Origin of the sequence: Frigidibacter sp. RF13 (genome assembly GCF_026626305.1) — a bacterium.
Taxonomy (GTDB): Bacteria; Pseudomonadota; Alphaproteobacteria; order Rhodobacterales; family Rhodobacteraceae; genus TMP-24.
The window spans coordinates 300,168-315,224 of sequence record NZ_JAPNUE010000001.1 but is presented as its reverse complement, the minus strand read 5'-3'; the positions used below and the strand labels follow the sequence as shown (position 1 = coordinate 315,224).

The 15,057-nt window shown below is 64.4% G+C and carries 16 protein-coding genes, 1 tRNA gene and 1 other RNA gene; 15 read left to right on the top strand and 3 right to left on the bottom strand.

The genetic code is table 11. The features are described 5' to 3' along the window. Window positions 1–207: 207 nt before the first annotated feature. Entirely contained in the window at window positions 208–492 is a 285-nt protein-coding gene (locus OU426_RS01510) for a DUF6477 family protein (RefSeq protein WP_267632079.1), read from the top strand. A gap of 55 nt (window positions 493–547) precedes the next feature. On the opposite strand, the gene OU426_RS01505 is transcribed toward OU426_RS01510, so the two are convergent. Further along, window positions 548–2,089 (bottom strand): trimethylamine methyltransferase family protein, encoded by a 1,542-nt coding sequence (locus tag OU426_RS01505; protein WP_267632078.1) that lies wholly within the window; start codon window positions 2,087–2,089, stop codon window positions 548–550. 211 nt (window positions 2,090–2,300) lie between these two features. Between OU426_RS01505 and guaA the strand changes: the two genes are divergently transcribed. The 14 genes from guaA (at window position 2,301) to OU426_RS01435 (ending at window position 13,573) form a co-directional block, all read left to right on the top strand. Then, on the top strand, window positions 2,301–3,857 hold the full coding sequence (guaA, locus tag OU426_RS01500; RefSeq protein ID WP_267632077.1) for a glutamine-hydrolyzing GMP synthase: 1,557 nt from the start codon (window positions 2,301–2,303) through the stop codon (window positions 3,855–3,857). 79 nt (window positions 3,858–3,936) lie between these two features. Then, window positions 3,937–4,291, top strand: a transfer-messenger RNA (tmRNA) gene (gene ssrA / locus OU426_RS01495). Window positions 4,292–4,474: 183 nt separating this feature from the next. Next, entirely contained in the window at window positions 4,475–4,900 is a 426-nt protein-coding gene (locus tag OU426_RS01490; RefSeq protein WP_267632076.1) for an ester cyclase, read from the top strand. 43 nt (window positions 4,901–4,943) lie between these two features. Beyond that, on the top strand, window positions 4,944–5,603 hold the full coding sequence (locus OU426_RS01485) for a DUF1194 domain-containing protein (RefSeq protein ID WP_267632075.1): 660 nt from the start codon (window positions 4,944–4,946) through the stop codon (window positions 5,601–5,603). A 114-nt stretch (window positions 5,604–5,717) separates the two neighbouring features. Beyond that, window positions 5,718–6,527 carry a chromate resistance protein ChrB domain-containing protein gene (locus OU426_RS01480; RefSeq protein ID WP_267632074.1) on the top strand — a complete coding sequence of 270 codons (810 nt, stop codon included), beginning with the start codon at window positions 5,718–5,720 and terminating at the stop codon, window positions 6,525–6,527. Next, window positions 6,524–7,798 carry a chromate efflux transporter gene (gene chrA, locus OU426_RS01475; RefSeq protein WP_267632073.1) on the top strand — a complete coding sequence of 425 codons (1,275 nt, stop codon included), beginning with the start codon at window positions 6,524–6,526 and terminating at the stop codon, window positions 7,796–7,798. The genes OU426_RS01480 and chrA overlap by 4 nt, the downstream gene beginning before the upstream one ends. A 79-nt stretch (window positions 7,799–7,877) precedes the next feature. Next, window positions 7,878–8,351 (top strand): SspB family protein, encoded by a 474-nt coding sequence (locus OU426_RS01470; protein ID WP_267632072.1) that lies wholly within the window; start codon window positions 7,878–7,880, stop codon window positions 8,349–8,351. Window positions 8,352–8,379: 28 nt separating this feature from the next. Continuing rightward, window positions 8,380–8,934 (top strand): class I SAM-dependent methyltransferase, encoded by a 555-nt coding sequence (locus OU426_RS01465; RefSeq protein ID WP_267632071.1) that lies wholly within the window; start codon window positions 8,380–8,382, stop codon window positions 8,932–8,934. A 91-nt stretch (window positions 8,935–9,025) separates the two neighbouring features. Next, on the top strand, window positions 9,026–10,420 hold the full coding sequence (gene fumC, locus OU426_RS01460; RefSeq protein WP_267632070.1) for a class II fumarate hydratase: 1,395 nt from the start codon (window positions 9,026–9,028) through the stop codon (window positions 10,418–10,420). Beyond that, window positions 10,420–10,611, top strand: a complete 192-nt coding sequence (locus tag OU426_RS01455; protein ID WP_267632069.1) for a DUF4169 family protein — start codon at window positions 10,420–10,422, stop codon at window positions 10,609–10,611. Before fumC ends, OU426_RS01455 begins: the two co-directional genes overlap by 1 nt. 8 nt (window positions 10,612–10,619) lie before the next feature. Further along, window positions 10,620–10,847, top strand: a complete 228-nt coding sequence (locus tag OU426_RS01450) for a ribbon-helix-helix domain-containing protein (protein WP_267632068.1) — start codon at window positions 10,620–10,622, stop codon at window positions 10,845–10,847. Window positions 10,848–10,934: 87 nt separating this feature from the next. Further along, window positions 10,935–11,552, top strand: a complete 618-nt coding sequence (locus tag OU426_RS01445; RefSeq protein WP_267632067.1) for a MarC family protein — start codon at window positions 10,935–10,937, stop codon at window positions 11,550–11,552. Further along, window positions 11,552–12,127 (top strand): retropepsin-like aspartic protease family protein, encoded by a 576-nt coding sequence (locus OU426_RS01440; protein ID WP_267632066.1) that lies wholly within the window; start codon window positions 11,552–11,554, stop codon window positions 12,125–12,127. Before OU426_RS01445 ends, OU426_RS01440 begins: the two co-directional genes overlap by 1 nt. Before the next feature lie 57 nt (window positions 12,128–12,184). After that, window positions 12,185–13,573, top strand: coding sequence for an NAD(P)/FAD-dependent oxidoreductase (locus OU426_RS01435; RefSeq protein ID WP_267632889.1), 1,389 nt, complete (start codon window positions 12,185–12,187; stop codon window positions 13,571–13,573). Window positions 13,574–13,671: 98 nt separating this feature from the next. Here OU426_RS01435 and OU426_RS01430 read toward each other — a convergent pair. Beyond that, window positions 13,672–13,748 (bottom strand) — tRNA-Arg (locus tag OU426_RS01430). A gap of 80 nt (window positions 13,749–13,828) precedes the next feature. Continuing rightward, a complete protein-coding gene (locus OU426_RS01425; protein ID WP_267632065.1) occupies window positions 13,829–15,049 on the bottom strand; it encodes a cysteine desulfurase in 1,221 nt (406 codons plus the stop codon). Between the last annotated feature and the right edge of the window lie 8 nt (window positions 15,050–15,057).

The following is a 15,057-nucleotide window of genomic DNA, read 5'->3' as shown; positions in this document are numbered from 1 at the left end:
CGCGCGGTTTTCTTGACCGGCCGCGCGGTTGCAGACCATAGCAACCGTCGGTTGCAATTCTTACCCGGGCGTTAATTCCCGGCTCGATCCAGAGAATTATTGATAAATTATAAATTTCTTCGAACGAAACGTTCGCTGTTTCGCGCCAGTGCGCAACGGCACCAAAACAGAAAACACTCTTGGGTTGTATTGAACAGGAGACCCAGGATGACCGACCTCTTCCGCCTCGTATCCGATCTGCGCCGCCCCGCCCTTCTGGTGCGCGCCGCCCGTGCCGGGCTGATGGACTATAACCGGCGCCGCGATCTGAAACGGGTGATGCGTACCGCCGAGGTTCCGCAGCCGGAGGCCGCGGTGTCGGCGCTTTTGCAGGAGGAGGAGCGGCTGGAGGATATCCGGCGCAAGGGTGACGCCACCTATTCCTTCGCGCGCCATATCGACGTGCTGATCGCCATGATCGCCGAGGCGCGGCTGTTGCCCCGGCCGGTGTGACGACAAAGGGCGCGGCAGAGGCCGCGCCCTTCAATTCCTGTCCGCGTGAGGTAGATCACATGAAGGCGTCTGGCATCGAAGCCTTCTTCTTAGCCACATATTCCGTCAGCGCCTCTTCCACCGCCGGGTCGATGGCGGGCTTCTGGTAATCATTGAGAAGCTTCGCCACGCGCTCACGCGCCAACTGGACCGTGTCGCGCGCGCCTTCCTCTTCCCAGGTCTCGAACGGTTTGTAGTCCAAGAGGTCCGATTTCCAGAAGGCGCTGCGGAAGTTCGCCTGGGTATGGTCGGTGCCAAGGAAATGGCTGGCCTCGCCCGAGCCCACATAGCGGAGCGCGTCCATCGCGAGGCCGTTTTCCGACATGTCGATGCCCTTGGCGATATGATGCAGAACGCCCAGCTGATCGGCATCCATCACGAACTTCTCGAAGGACGACACCAGCCCGCCCTCCAGCCAGCCGCAGGCATGGAGCATGAAGTTCACCCCCGCCATCAGCCCCATGTTGAGGCTGTTCGCGGTTTCATAAGCCGCCTGCGCATCGGGAAGCTTGGAGCCGCAGAATGACCCGGCCGACCGGTAGGGCACGCCCAGACGGCGGACCAACTGGCCCGCGCCATAGGTGATGAGGCTCGCTTCGGGCGTTCCGAAGGTCGGCGCACCCGAGGCCATGTCGGTCGACGTCACGAAAGCGCCCGCGATAACCGGCGCGCCCTTTTTCACCAGCTGGCTGTAGGCGACACCCGCCAGAACCTCGACCATGACCTGCGTCAGCGTGCCCGCGACCGTCACCGGCGACATGGCGCCGCCGACGATGAAGGGCGAGATGATCGCGGCCTGGTTCGCCTTGGCGTAGACTTCCAGCGCGCCCATCATGATCCCGTCGAAGGTCATGGGCGAGTTGATGTTGATGAGCGAGGTCATCACCGTGCGCCCGTCGAGCCCGCCGAAGAGAATGTCGGACATCTCGACCGAATCCGCCGCGCGTTCGGGCGCCGTAACCGACCCCATGTAGGGTTTGTCCGACAGCGTCATGTGGGCATAGAGCATGTCCAGATGGCGCTTGTTCACCGGAATGTCGGTCGGCTCGCAGACCGTGCCGCCGGAATGGTGCAGCCATTTCGACATGTAGCCGAGCTTCACGAACTTCTGGAAATCCTCCATCGTCGCATAGCGGCGGCCGTTTTCATCGCGCACGAAGGGTGGGCCATATACCGGCGCGAGCACCAGACCACGACCGCCGACGGTGACAGAGCGTTCGGGGTTGCGGGCATGCTGGACGTAGGACGAGGGCGCCGTCTTGCAGAGCTGCCGGGCAAGGCCGCGCGGAATACGGACGCGCTCGCCCTGCACATCGGCCCCCGCCTCTTTCCACAGCGCCAGGGCGCCGGGGTTCTCGACGAAATTGACGCCGATCTCTTCGAGAATCGTCTCGGCATTCGCCTCGATGATCTGAAGCGCTTCCTCGTTCAGGATCTCGAGGTTCGGGATATTGCGCTCGATGTAGCGCGCGGCCTCGATGCGGACGGCGGTCCGCTCCGCCCGGCGCGCGGCTCCGCCGCCACCCCTTGCCCTGCGGCCCTCGACGACATCACTCATGTTAACGGCTCCTTGGAATTCGCTTCTTCGGCTTTTACGCCTTTGCCTTGCGGGCCTCCGGCGCCAAGCGGCACTTGGCGCCCAAAAACGACATTGGTCGATGTCGGTCCGGGCCTACGCCGGCAGGCTTGGTCCGTCTTGGGCGGGCAGCGGTCGTGCTTGCCCGGATGCGCCCCTTGCGCAGGCCTGACGAAGCCAATATTGGCTGGCCATGACCAAGCATGATCGACTTCTCATCATCGATTTCGGCTCTCAGGTGACGCAGCTCATTGCGCGGCGGCTTCGCGAGCTGAACGTCTATTGCGAGATCCATCCGTTCAACCGGGTGGACGATGCCTTCCTCAAGGATTTCGCCCCGAAAGCGGTGATCTTCTCCGGCGGCCCCGCATCGGTCTACGCCGAGGGTGCGCCGATGCCGCCCAAGGGCGTCTTCGACATGGGTGTGCCGATCCTCGGCATCTGCTACGGCCAGCAGGTGATGATGCACTGCCTTGGCGGCAAGGTAGAAGGCGGGCATGGCACGGCGGAGTTTGGCCGCGCCTTCGTGACGCCCACCGACGCGACCATACCACTTTTGGAGGGATGGTACGAGGAGGGTCCCGAACAGGTTTGGATGAGCCACGGCGACCATGTCAGCCGCATCGCCCCGGGCTTCAAGGTCTATGGCACTTCTCCGAACGCGCCTTTCGCGATCACCGCCGACCCCGACCGGCGCTTCTTTGCGGTGCAGTTCCACCCCGAGGTCCACCACACGCCGAAGGGCGCGAAGCTTTACGAGAATTTCGTGCGGCTCGCCGGGTTCAAGGGCGACTGGACGATGGGCGCCTACCGCGAGGAAGCGATCAAGAAGATCCGCGAGCAGGTGGGCGATGCGAAGGTCATCTGCGGTCTGTCGGGCGGGGTGGATTCGTCCGTCGCCGCCGTCCTGATTCACGAAGCGATCGGCGACCAGCTGACCTGCGTCTTCGTCGATCACGGCCTTCTGCGGTTGGGCGAAGCGGAACAGGTCGTGGCGATGTTCCGCGACCATTACAACATGCCGCTGATCCACGCGGATGAAAGCGACCTCTTCCTCGGCGCGCTGGACGGGGTTTCCGACCCCGAAGTGAAACGCAAGACCATCGGCAAGCTCTTCATCGACGTCTTCCAGAAGCACGCGGCCGAGGTCGGCGGCGCGACATTCCTGGCGCAGGGCACGCTCTACCCCGACGTGATCGAGTCGGTCAGCTTTTCCGGCGGGCCATCGGTCACGATCAAGTCGCACCATAATGTCGGCGGCCTGCCGGAAAAGATGGGCCTGAAGCTCGTCGAACCGCTGCGCGAGCTTTTCAAGGACGAAGTGCGCGCCCTTGGCCGCGAACTTGGCCTGCCGCAGTCGTTCATCGGCCGCCACCCGTTCCCCGGCCCCGGCCTTGCGATCCGCTGCCCGGGTGAGATCACCCGCGAGAAACTCGATATCCTGCGCCGGGCGGACGCCGTCTATATCGACCAGATCCGCAAACACGGGCTTTATGACGAGATCTGGCAGGCCTTCGCCGCGATCCTGCCGATGCGCACCGTGGGCGTGATGGGCGACTACCGCACCTACGATTACGCCATCGGCCTCCGCGCCGTGACCTCGGTCGACGGGATGACGGCGGATTATTACCCGTTCACCCACGATTTCCTCGGCGAAACCGCGACGCGGATCATCAACGAGGTGAAGGGCGTGAACCGCGTCTTCTATGACTGCACCTCGAAGCCGCCGGGAACGATCGAGCTGGAATAGCAATGGTGCCGCGGAAAATCCTTAGCAAAGGATTTTCTGCCCCGGCCGCGCGCTTCAATCAGCTGCGGCAGGACGGCCGCCACTTGCCCCCGCTCGGGCCGCCGCCTATATTCCTTCCGTTCGGGTTCGCCCGGACTATGGACATAAACGCGCTCGTAATAATCGGATCGGACCCGGGGGCGGTACCCGGCGGCTCCACCAAACCCCGTATTGGCGGGACATGGGGCCGAAATAGGATCGACGAACGCCTAAAGGGGTTTGCTTTGTCTCGGCGGGGTGCCACCGTTATCGGTCCGCAAAGTACAGTTGCCAATAACAACCGTGCTCCGGCAATGGCTCTGGCTGCGTAAGCAGTTCGGGTCGCCGAAACTAAGCCCTTGCGCTTAGCCGCGTAAGGCGGGGTTCGCAGGTACCTGGCAACAGAAACCTGCACTTTCCCTTTCCCCTTCACGTTTCTTCAATCCCTTGGCCCTAGGGTCGGGCCTGCAGGATGCTGTTGTTCTGCGACGGGTATGCGGTGCGGGCGGCCGGACGAAACGGTGCGAGTGTCGAGGGTTAGCGTGCTTCTTTCCGGCCGCTTCTTTCCCGTGGGGCACTGACTGGAAAGCGAACGTGTGATGAGTCATCTCGACATCCTGAAGGACTGGTATCACCGCATCTGGATCGAACAGGATCTGGCTGCGATTGACGCCTATTTCGCCCCCCATGTCGGCGCCGACGGGCTGATGCCCGATGGCCAGGTCGGGCCCGAGGATTTCCGCGCCCTGGTGCCCGCGCTGACCGCGCTCGTCCGGGATCTGGAATTCATCTTCGACAGGTCGTTCGAAACGGAGGATTGGCTCTGGGCGCAGATCTCGGTCAAGGCGCTCGGCGCCCATGACATGCGCGAGGTGCGCACCACAGGGCAGGTCGCCATGCGGTTCGAGGGCGGCAAGATCGTCGAGGCCTATAATTCGTTTGATTTCCTCACTTTCTTCGCGAGCGCCGGCCTCTTGCCGGAGGAGGCATTCCTTCTTCTCCTTTCGGGCGAACGGCTGGGCTGACAGAATCCTTGCCCGACGCCGGGTGGCAGGCCATGATCCGGCCATGCGACGCCCCCGCCTTTGGCTTTTCTGCACTCTCATGATGCTGGCGACGCCAGCCACGGCCGCCTGCCGCATGGCACTTCTCTTGGCCATCGACATATCCGGGTCGGTCGACGATGCGGAATATCTCTTGCAGGTCGAAGGGACGGCAGCGGCGCTTGAGGATCCGGTGATCGTCGATGCGCTGGTACAGGGCGAAGTAGCACTGAGCGTCATGCAATGGTCTTCGGTCGGGATGCAGAAGATGGTGCAGCCGTGGCGGCGGATCCGCAATGAGGGCGACGCGGCTGCCTTCGCCCGGGCAGCGATGGCGCAGGAACGGGCCTTCGGCAAGGCCGATACCGCCGTGGGCGACGCCATTGCCTTTGCGGTCGATCAGTTCGCCGCGGTTCCCGACTGCCCGCGCCGGGTGATCGACATCTCGGGCGACGGCGTCCAGAACGCCGGTGGCTCGCTTGCCGTCGCGCGCCAGCGTGCCATCGACGGCGGAATCTCCATCAATGCGATCGCCATCGAGGGCGTGGGCTTCGCGATCACCGAATTCTACCTGCGCTCGGTTATCACAAAGGGTGGCTTCGTGGTGACGGCGGGCGGGCATCTCGATTACCCGCGCGCCATACGTCTGAAGATCATGCGCGAACTCGTCCGCCCGATCGGCTAAGATGCAGGGCTTGACCGGCAGGCCCGCCGCTGCCATCAAGATCGCATGGGGCCCAAGCGGCGCGCCCCGTGAGGCTACGGCCCAAGCGACGCATCCCGATTGAATGAGGATGCCATGCCCGGTTTCAATTCGATAACGTCTGTTCAACTCTCCCGCCTGATCGGCACACCGGAGGCTCCGGTACTCATCGATGTGCGAACGGCAGAGGACTTCGCACTCGACCCGTACCTTTTGCCCTGCAGCCTTCGCGCCCAACATGGTGAAGTGGCGGCGCTTGCGTCGCGGTTCGGCGCGCAGGGCGCCGTCGTTCTGTGCCAGCGCGGGCTGAAACTGTCCGAGGGTGCTGCAGCCCTTCTGCGCACCGAAGGCGTGTCAGCGGAACACCTGGAAGGCGGATGGGAGGCGGCACGTGCCGCCGGTCTGCCTGCCCTGCCTGCCCGCCTGCTGCCCGTGTCCGGACAACCAAGCCTTTGGGTCACCCGCCACCGGCCGAAGATCGACCGGATCGCCTGCCCGTGGCTCATAAAGCGCTTCATCGACCCGGCGGCGCGCTTCCTGTTCGTGGCGCCCTCGGAAGTCGCGGCCGTGGCAGACCGGTTCGGGGCAACACCGTTCGACATCGAAGGCGTGACCTATTCGCATCGGGGCGAAATGTGCAGTTTCGACGCTTTCCTCGACGACTTTGGCCTGCACACGCCCGCCCTTGATCGTTTGGCTCTCGTGGTACGTGCCGCTGATACCGACCGGCACGACCTGGCACCGCAGGCGGCGGGACTTCTTGCGCTGTCGGTTGGCCTCTCGCGCCAGTATCGCGATGACCTCGCGCAGCTCGACGCGGGCATGACGCTTTACGATGCGCTCTACCGCTGGGCACGTGACGGGTTTGACGAAGGCCATGACTGGCCCGCGGGGCGGCGGGAATGATCGCGGCAATCGCGCCCGGCTGGGGCGAGCTCTGGCGCACCTTCGGGCGGATCGGGCTTCTGTCGTTCGGCGGTCCAGCGGGCCAGATCGCGCTGATGCACCGCATCCTGGTCGACGAGAAACGCTGGCTCGCCGAAGAGGACTACCTGCGCGCCCTGTCCTTCTGCATGCTCCTGCCGGGACCGGAGGCGATGCAGCTTGCCACCTATTGCGGTTGGCGGCTTCGCGGCCTGCGCGGCGGGTTGGTAGCCGGGCTTCTCTTCGTTCTGCCTGGCGCGGCAGTTATTTTCCTTCTGGCCTTTCTTTACGCGCTCTGGGCCGCGGTTGGCCCGGTTGCGGCGCTTTTCTGGGGAGTGAAGGCTTCGGTCGCCGCGATCGTGCTTGAAGCGCTCATGCGGGTGGCCAAGCGGGCGCTGAAGGGCCGGACGGAACGCGCCATCTCTGTCTTGGCCTTTGTGGCAGTCTTTGCTTTCGCCCTGCCGTTCCCGCTGGTTCTGGTAGCGGGCGGCCTTTTCGGGACGTTCGCCCTGTCCGCGACAGAGGCACAGGCGAAAGCCGCCGGACCCATCACCCTTGCGGGCGTCTGGCGCACGCTCCTGCCGGGGGCGCTGCTCTGGGGTGGCGCGCTGGCGTTTCTCTGGGCCGCCGGGGAGCGGTTCCTGTTCGACATCGGGCTCTTCTTCTCGAAGCTCGCCCTTGTGACCTTCGGCGGCGCCTATGCGGTGCTGACCTATATGGCGCAGGCCGTGGTCGCCGACAAAGGCTGGCTGACAACCGCGCAGATGATGGATGCGCTGGGGCTGGCGGAAACCACGCCAGGACCGCTGATTCTGGTCACCCAATTCGTGGCGGTACTGGCCGGCTATCAAGAGGGCGGCGCGTCGCTTGCCGTCCTTGCGGGCCTTCTCTGCCTGTGGGTCACCTTCCTGCCCTGCTTCCTGTGGATCTTCGCCTTTGCGCCGCAGATCGAGGCGATCACGGCCCGGCCGCGCCTGAAGGGCGCGCTCGCGGGCATAAGCGCCGCCGTGGTCGGCACGATCGCCAGCCTGACGCTCTGGTTTGCGCTGCATGTGGTCTTTACCGAGGTCGGGACGTGGCAGGCAGGTCCGGTATCGCTCCCAGCGCCTCGCCCGGAAAGCTTTGAAATTGCAGCATTTGCTCTTGCTCTTGCCAGTGGCTGGCTTCTGATCCGGCGGCACTGGCCGCTGCCGTTGGTTCTTCTGCTCAGCGCGGTCATCGGCCTTCTCCGGCACGGCTTCGCCGCCGTCTGAAAACTTTCCCGCGCCCGGGCTTGCGCCCCCTTCCTTTCGGGGTCAAAAGCCCTATGCTGACCGGCGAAGGAGATGAGGCATGGCCCGCAAGATCGACTATGGCAACCTGATGCACCGCGCCATGCGCGGCCTGATCATTCAGGTGCTGAAGGATGTCGAGGCGAATGGTCTGCCGGGGAATCATCATTTCTTCATCACCTTCGACACGTCCCATCCCGATGCCGAACTGGCCGACTGGCTGCGCGAACGTTACCCCGAGGATATGACGGTCGTGATGCAGCACTGGTTCGAAGGGCTGCATGTCGATGAAGGCGGCTTTTCGGTGACTCTGAATTTCGGCGACCAGCCGGAGCCGCTTTATATCCCCTTCGATGCGATCCGCACTTTCGTCGATCCGGCGGTGGAATTCGGCCTGAGGTTCGAGACCCACGATGCCGAGGATGACGACGAGGAAGAGGACGACGGCGCGCCGATGGCGGAAGATGCCGAAGCTGAGGAACCTGCTCCTCGCGAGGCCGAGGTCGTGAGCCTCGACAAGTTCCGCAAGACCTGACGCCCCCTCCCTCCTATCCGAGAATATCATGCTTGCGGACAAGACCCTGTTCCTTCGCCGGTTGATCCGCAATCCCAAACAAGTGTCCGCCATCGCGCCCTCTTCGCGCTTTCTCGGCCGGGCAATGGCGCGCGGCCTCGGGCCAGAAACCGGCCGTGTGGTGGAATTCGGCCCCGGCACCGGCAGCCTGACCCGTGCGATCCTTGCCGCCGGTGTGGCCTCGGCCGACCTGACGCTTTTCGAACTGGACCAGACTTTCACCACCGCCTTGTCGGCGGCTTTTCCCGGCGTGCGCGTATTGAACCAGCCCGCCGACCGGGCGCATGACCATGTCGCGCCGGGCGTGGGCGCGGTCGTCTCGGGTCTGCCGCTTCTGTCGATGCCCGCCCCCGTCAGTCGCGCCATCGTCGCGTCGGCTTTCCGCATCCTCGCCCCCGGCGCGCCCTATATCCAGTTCACCTATGGGCCGAAACCTTCCGTCCCGGCCGCAGTGATCGAGGAATTTGGCCTGTCGGTCGAACAGACCGCCTTTGTCTGGGCCAACCTTCCCCCGGCCCGCGTTCACCGGTTCTTCCAGAAATAGCGCTAACCTTTGGGGCGCACTGGCCATTTCAATTGAATCGCGACCGGCGCGCGCCTATGACGGGCGCGACCCTTTCTGCCGGAGACGCACGATGACCGCCACCCGCACCGAGACCGACAGCTTCGGCCCCCTTGAGGTTCCCGCCGACAAATATTGGGGCGCGCAGACCCAGCGCTCGATCATGAATTTCCCGATCGGCTGGGAACGCCAGCCCGTGGCGATCATCCGCGCGCTTGGCGTCATCAAGAAGGCCTGCGCGCTGGTCAACATCGCGCAGGGCGACATTGACGCAAAACTGGGCGAAACCATTGCCGCCGCCGCGCAGGAAGTGATCGACGGCAAGTTCGACGACAATTTCCCGCTGGTCGTCTGGCAGACCGGCTCGGGCACCCAGTCGAACATGAATGCCAATGAGGTGATCAGCAATCGCGCGATCGAGATGCTGGGCGGCGTGAGAGGCTCGAAGAAGCCTGTCCATCCGAACGATCACTGCAACATGGGCCAGTCCTCGAACGACACGTTCCCGACCGCGATGCATGTGGCGATCGGCATGATGGCCCGCGATGTGCTGATCCCGGGGCTGGAGAAGCTGTCGAAGGCCCTTTGGGCCAAGTCAGCCGAGTTCAAGGACATCATCAAGATCGGCCGGACCCATACGCAGGATGCAACGCCCCTGACGCTTGGGCAGGAATTCTCGGGCTATGCGACCCAAGTCGACAAGGGCATCGCGCGGGTGAAGGCCTGCCTGCCCGACATCTATGAACTGGCCCAAGGCGGCACGGCGGTCGGCACCGGGCTGAACACCCGCGTGGGCTGGGATACCCGTGTGGCGGCGGAGATCGCCAAGATCACCGGCTTGCCCTTCGTCACTGCGCCGAACAAGTTCGAGGCGCTCGCGGCCCATGACGCGATGGTGATGTTCTCGGGCGCTTTGAAGACCGTAGCGGCAGCATTGTTCAAGATCGCCAACGACCTGCGCCTGCTAGGTTCCGGCCCGCGCTCGGGCCTGGGCGAGCTGATCCTGCCGGAAAACGAACCCGGCAGCTCGATCATGCCGGGCAAAGTGAACCCGACCCAGGCGGAAGCTCTGACCATGGTTTGCGCTCATGTGATGGGCAATGACGCGGCGGTCGGCTTCGCGGGCAGCCAGGGTCATTTCGAGCTGAACGTCTACAACCCGATGATGTCCTACAATGTGCTGCAGTCGATGCAGCTTCTGGGCGATGCGGCGGGGTCTTTCACCGACAATATGGTGGTGGGGACACAGGCCAATACCGCGCGGATCGACAAGCTGATGAAGGAAAGCCTGATGCTGGTGACGGCGCTTGCCCCCACCATCGGCTATGACAATGCGACCAAGGTCGCCAAGACGGCCCACAAAAACGGGACGACGCTGCGCGAAGAGGCCATCGCGCTCGGCTTCGTCGACGGCGAGACCTTCGACCGCATCGTCCGCCCCGAAGACATGGTCGGCCCCAAAGGCTGATGGCAGAGGTCGTCAACCTTCGCACCAAGCGCAAACAGGCGGCCCGCGCGGCCGCCCGCGAAAGCTCCGCCGAAAATGCCGCGCGGCATGGTGAGACCAAAGCCGCGCGGGACAGGTATCTCGCGGAGGCCGAAAAGGCGGTCAGGCATCTCGACCAGCACCGGCGCGACAGTGGCGCCGATAGCGATTAACCCGCGGAATGGACAGCGCCCGCCCCCAGAAACATTCCCTAACCTTGCGCGGCCACCGCACCTCGGTCTCGCTCGAACGGCCGTTCTGGGAGGCGTTCACCGACATCGCCGCCGAGCGCGGCCTTGCGATCAACGCGCTGGCGGCCGAGGTGGATGAGAACCGCCCGGCCGATTGCGGCCTTGCCACTGCGATCCGCCTGTTCGTTCTGGCCGACTACCGGCGGCGCCTGCGCTAGGCTTTCCGTTCGACCAACGCGCGAGGAGGCTTGCATCGCGCGCGCTTACAGGCGACCAAGATCAGACAACGGGCGCAAGGAAGACCGATGGAGCCGCAATTCTACCTGACGACCTTCGTCACGCTCTTCGTGATCGTCGATCCGATCGCGCTGGTACCCTTGTTCATCGCGCTGACACGCGGCATGGACCGCGCCCACCGCCGCACGCTGGCGCTCCGCGCCTGTCTGATCGCGGCCTTTCTGCTTGCCGTCTTCGGGCTCGTCGGCAACAAGCTTCTGCAGGTGACCGGCATCTCGATGCCCGCCTTCCGAATTTCGGGCGGGCTTCTTCTGTTCATCACCGCGCTCGACATGCTCTTCGAACGCCGCACCCAACGGCGCGAGGGCCAGCAGGCCGATCCCAATCACGACCCGTCGGTCTTTCCGCTGGCGACGCCCCTGATCGCGGGCCCCGGCGCCTTTACCACCATGATCCTTCTGATCAACAACACGCCTGCGACCGGCGTGCCCCATACGCTTGCGATTCTCACAATCATGGCGCTTGTCATCGTCGTGACCTTCCTATTGTTCGAGATGGCGAGCCTTATCGAAAAGCTTCTCGGCCGCACCGGCATCATCGTGGTGACGCGTCTGCTCGGCATGCTTCTGGCCGCGCTGTCCGTCCAGTTCGTGCTCGACGGCATCAAGGGCACAGGGCTTCTGTGATGGATGGCGACACGACCGCCCGGCTGATCTATCTGAGCCTCCTGCTCCTCGCCGTCTCGGGCGCGCTCTTTTCGGGCCTGAGGCAGCGCACCAGCCAGACCCTGCAACAGGTGCTGATCTGGGCTTTCCTCTTCGCGGGCCTTGTGGCGGGCTACGGCCTCTGGCCCGACATCCAGCGCGCGCTCAACCCGCGCAGCGCCGTATCGCGCGACGGAAGTCTGGAGCTTTCCCGCGCGCGCGACGGGCATTTCTATGTCGACGCGCAGGTAAACGGACAGCGGATCACCTTACTGATCGACACCGGTGCAAGCGACATCGTGCTGAGCAAGGCGGATGCTGCGCACATCGGCATCGACCCGGCAACGCTCAGCTTTGACGGTATCGCCGATACCGCGAACGGTCCGGTGCCGACCGCCCGCGTCCAGATCGACGAAATCCTTCTCGGTCCCTACAACGACAGCGCGGTCAGGGCACGGGTCAATGGTGGCGAGATGACGGATTCGCTGCTCGGCATGAGCTACCTGCGTAACTTCTCGATGAGAATCGAGGGCGACAGACTGCTCCTGTCGCGCTGAGCCGGGCTTGGCGAGGCAGGGCATGATGCGCTAGCGTCCCCGGGCAACGGGGAGACGATCATGACAGAGCCGCGCAGGCTGGGCGATGTATCTTTCTGGTATGCCGATATCGGCCTGCCGGAGCGGCGACCGCCCCTGCCGGGCGACCGCGATGCCGATGTCTGCATTATCGGTGCGGGCTATACCGGGCTCTGGACCGCCTATTACCTGAAGAAGGCGGATGCGGGTCTCAGGATCATCGTCGTCGAGAAACATTTCGCCGGTTTCGGAGCCTCAGGGCGCAATGGCGGCTGGCTGACCGGCGGTTTCGCCTGGAGCCACGAGAAATATGCGACGACCCATGGGCCCGAGGCTGTGAGGGCGATGGTCGGCGCGATGAATGGCACGGTGGCCGAGGTGATGCGGGTGGCGGCACTCGAGGGGATCGAGGCCGATATATTGCCGGCAGACGAGCTGATGATCGCCAAGAACCCCGCCCAAGTGGCGCGGATGAAGGCCGAGGTCGCCCATCGGCGCGGTTGGGGCGAGGAAGAGCGCGTCTTCGAGATCGGCCGCGACGAGGCGCTTGCGCGTGTGAATGTGCCCGGAACGCTTGGCGGCATGATCGTGAAGGGCGTGGCGCGGGTGCAGCCGGCGAAACTGGTGCGCGGACTCGCCTCGGTTGTCGAGCGATTGGGTGTCACCATCGCCGAGGGTACCGAGGCGCTGGAGATCGCACCAGGCCGCGTGACGACTACTCGTGGCGCCGTCCGCGCGCCGGTGATCCTGCGGGCGACCGAAGGCTTCACCGCGACATTGAAGGGCCTGAAACGGGACTGGCTGCCCCTCAATTCGGCGCAGATCGCAACCGAACCTTTGCCCGATGACATCTGGGCGAAGATCGGCTGGCAGGGACATGAGATCTTTGGCGATTTCAAGAACGCCTATTGCTACTGCCAGCGCACGCGCGAAGGGCGGATCACCGTGGGCGCGCGTGGCGTGCCTTACCTCTACGGCTCGTCGCTCGACCGTTCCGGCGCGCCGGACCCCGAGACCGTGCGGCGGCTCGTCGCGATCCTGCACGATCATTTTCCGGCCGCGAAGGATGTGCCCATTGCCCACGCATGGTGCGGCGTCCTCGGCGTGCCGCGCGACTGGTGCGCGACCGTGGGCTTCGACCCCGGAACCGGCATCGGCTGGGCCGGTGGCTATGTCGGCGTCGGCGTCTCGACCTCGAACCTTGCGGGCCGCACGCTCGCCGACCTGGCACGGGGCGAGGCCAGCGACCTGACCCGCCTGCCCTGGGTCAACCGCCGCGTCCGCAAATGGGAACCGGAACCGCTCCGCTGGCTCGGCGTCACCGGGATGTATGCGCTTTTGAACGCAGCGGACCGCAGCGAAGCACGCCGGCAAGGCCCGCCCTCTCGCCTTGCGAGCCTCGGCAACTGGCTGACCGGCCGGGGCTAGCCGCTGATCGGGCCGCTCAAGCCCACTTCGCGCCGAAGACACCTGTCAGGGCGGATGAGGCGCTACACGCCGGGTCCAACTATTCAATGACTGGAAACTGGCGCACCCGACAGGATTCGAACCTGTGACCTCTGCCTTCGGAGGGCAGCACTCTATCCAGCTGAGCTACGGGTGCCGGTGAGGCGTCTATAGCCAGTGCGGGCGCGGGTTTCAACGGGCCATGGAAAATAGTTGGCGCCGGTCTGCTGAAAGGCTTCAGCCGAAAAGCTCGTGGCAAAATTCCAGCGCCTCGACCAGCGCATCGACCTCGGCGCGGGTGTTATAAAGGCCGAAGGAGGCGCGGCAGGTGGCGCTGACGCCGAAGTGCTGAAGAAGCGGCATGGCGCAATGGGTGCCCGCGCGCACCGCGATCCCTTTCTTGTCGAGGACGGTCGACAGATCGTGCGCATGCGCCGCGCCGTCCAGCGTGAAGGAAAAGATCGCGCCCTTGTCCCGGCTCGTGCCCTGAAGGTTTAGCCAGTTCAGGCCCTTGAACCGCTCCAGCGCATAGTCCCGCAAGGAGGCCTCATGCGCCGCCACATTCTTCATCCCGAGGGCCATGAGATAGTCAAGCGCCACGCCCATGCCGATCTGCTGGACGATGCCGGGCGTGCCCGCCTCGAACTTCATCGGCGGATCGGCATAGGTAACCCGGTCGCGGAACACTTCGCGGATCATGTCGCCGCCGCCGAGGAAGGGGCGCATCTCTGCCATCCGCTCCTTCGCGATCCAGATCGCGCCTGACCCCGAGGGGCCATAAAGCTTGTGACCGGTGATCGCGTAGAAATCGCAGTGCAGGTCGGGCACCGACACAGGCGCATGGACCGAGCCTTGCGAGCCATCGACCAGCAGGGGCACGCCGCGCGCCTTGCAGGCAAGCCCGATCGCCGCGACATCCACCCGCGCGCCGGTCACGTTCGACATCTGGGTGACGGCGACAAGACGGGTCTTCGGGCCTATGGCGTCGATGACCTTCTGAGGGTCAAGCCCGCCGTCCGCCTCCGGCTCCACCCATTTCAGCACCACGCCCTGACGTTCGCGCAGGAAGTGCCAGGGCACGATATTGGCGTGATGTTCCAGCACCGAAAGAACGATCTCGTCCCCGGCTTGCAACCGCGGCGCCGCCCAGGCGTAGGAGACAAGATTGATCCCCTCGGTCGTACCGGTGGTGAAGACGATCTCGCTTTCGTCCCTCACGCCAAGGAAGCGGGCAACGATGCCGCGCACGCTTTCGTACTTCTCGGTCGCGAGGTTCGACAGGTAATGCAGGCCGCGATGGACGTTCGCATATTCCTCGGAATAGGCAAGGTTCATCGCCTCGATCACCGCGCGCGGCTTCTGGGCCGAGGCGCCATTGTCGAGATAGACAAGCGGGCGGCCGTTCACCTGACGCGAGAGGATCGGGAAATCGGCGCGGATCTGTTCGACGTCGTACATTTTGTCCT

Bases quoted from the DNA above. Each gene is read 5' to 3' on its own strand.
- OU426_RS01455 (WP_267632069.1), top strand. From the start codon at position 10,420: ATGGCAGAGGTCGTCAACCTTCGCACCAAGCGCAAACAGGCGGCCCGC.
- OU426_RS01440 (WP_267632066.1), top strand. From the start codon at position 11,552: ATGGATGGCGACACGACCGCCCGGCTGATCTATCTGAGCCTCCTGCTC.
- fumC (WP_267632070.1), top strand. From the start codon at position 9,026: ATGACCGCCACCCGCACCGAGACCGACAGCTTCGGCCCCCTTGAGGTT.
- chrA (WP_267632073.1), top strand. From the start codon at position 6,524: ATGATCGCGGCAATCGCGCCCGGCTGGGGCGAGCTCTGGCGCACCTTC.
- OU426_RS01465 (WP_267632071.1), top strand. From the start codon at position 8,380: ATGCTTGCGGACAAGACCCTGTTCCTTCGCCGGTTGATCCGCAATCCC.
- OU426_RS01510 (WP_267632079.1), top strand. From the start codon at position 208: ATGACCGACCTCTTCCGCCTCGTATCCGATCTGCGCCGCCCCGCCCTT.
- guaA (WP_267632077.1), top strand. From the start codon at position 2,301: ATGACCAAGCATGATCGACTTCTCATCATCGATTTCGGCTCTCAGGTG.
- OU426_RS01480 (WP_267632074.1), top strand. From the start codon at position 5,718: ATGCCCGGTTTCAATTCGATAACGTCTGTTCAACTCTCCCGCCTGATC.
- OU426_RS01505 (WP_267632078.1), bottom strand. From the start codon at position 2,089: ATGAGTGATGTCGTCGAGGGCCGCAGGGCAAGGGGTGGCGGCGGAGCC.
- OU426_RS01470 (WP_267632072.1), top strand. From the start codon at position 7,878: ATGGCCCGCAAGATCGACTATGGCAACCTGATGCACCGCGCCATGCGC.
- OU426_RS01490 (WP_267632076.1), top strand. From the start codon at position 4,475: ATGAGTCATCTCGACATCCTGAAGGACTGGTATCACCGCATCTGGATC.
- OU426_RS01485 (WP_267632075.1), top strand. From the start codon at position 4,944: ATGCGACGCCCCCGCCTTTGGCTTTTCTGCACTCTCATGATGCTGGCG.
- OU426_RS01450 (WP_267632068.1), top strand. From the start codon at position 10,620: ATGGACAGCGCCCGCCCCCAGAAACATTCCCTAACCTTGCGCGGCCAC.
- OU426_RS01445 (WP_267632067.1), top strand. From the start codon at position 10,935: ATGGAGCCGCAATTCTACCTGACGACCTTCGTCACGCTCTTCGTGATC.
- OU426_RS01425 (WP_267632065.1), bottom strand. From the start codon at position 15,049: ATGTACGACGTCGAACAGATCCGCGCCGATTTCCCGATCCTCTCGCGT.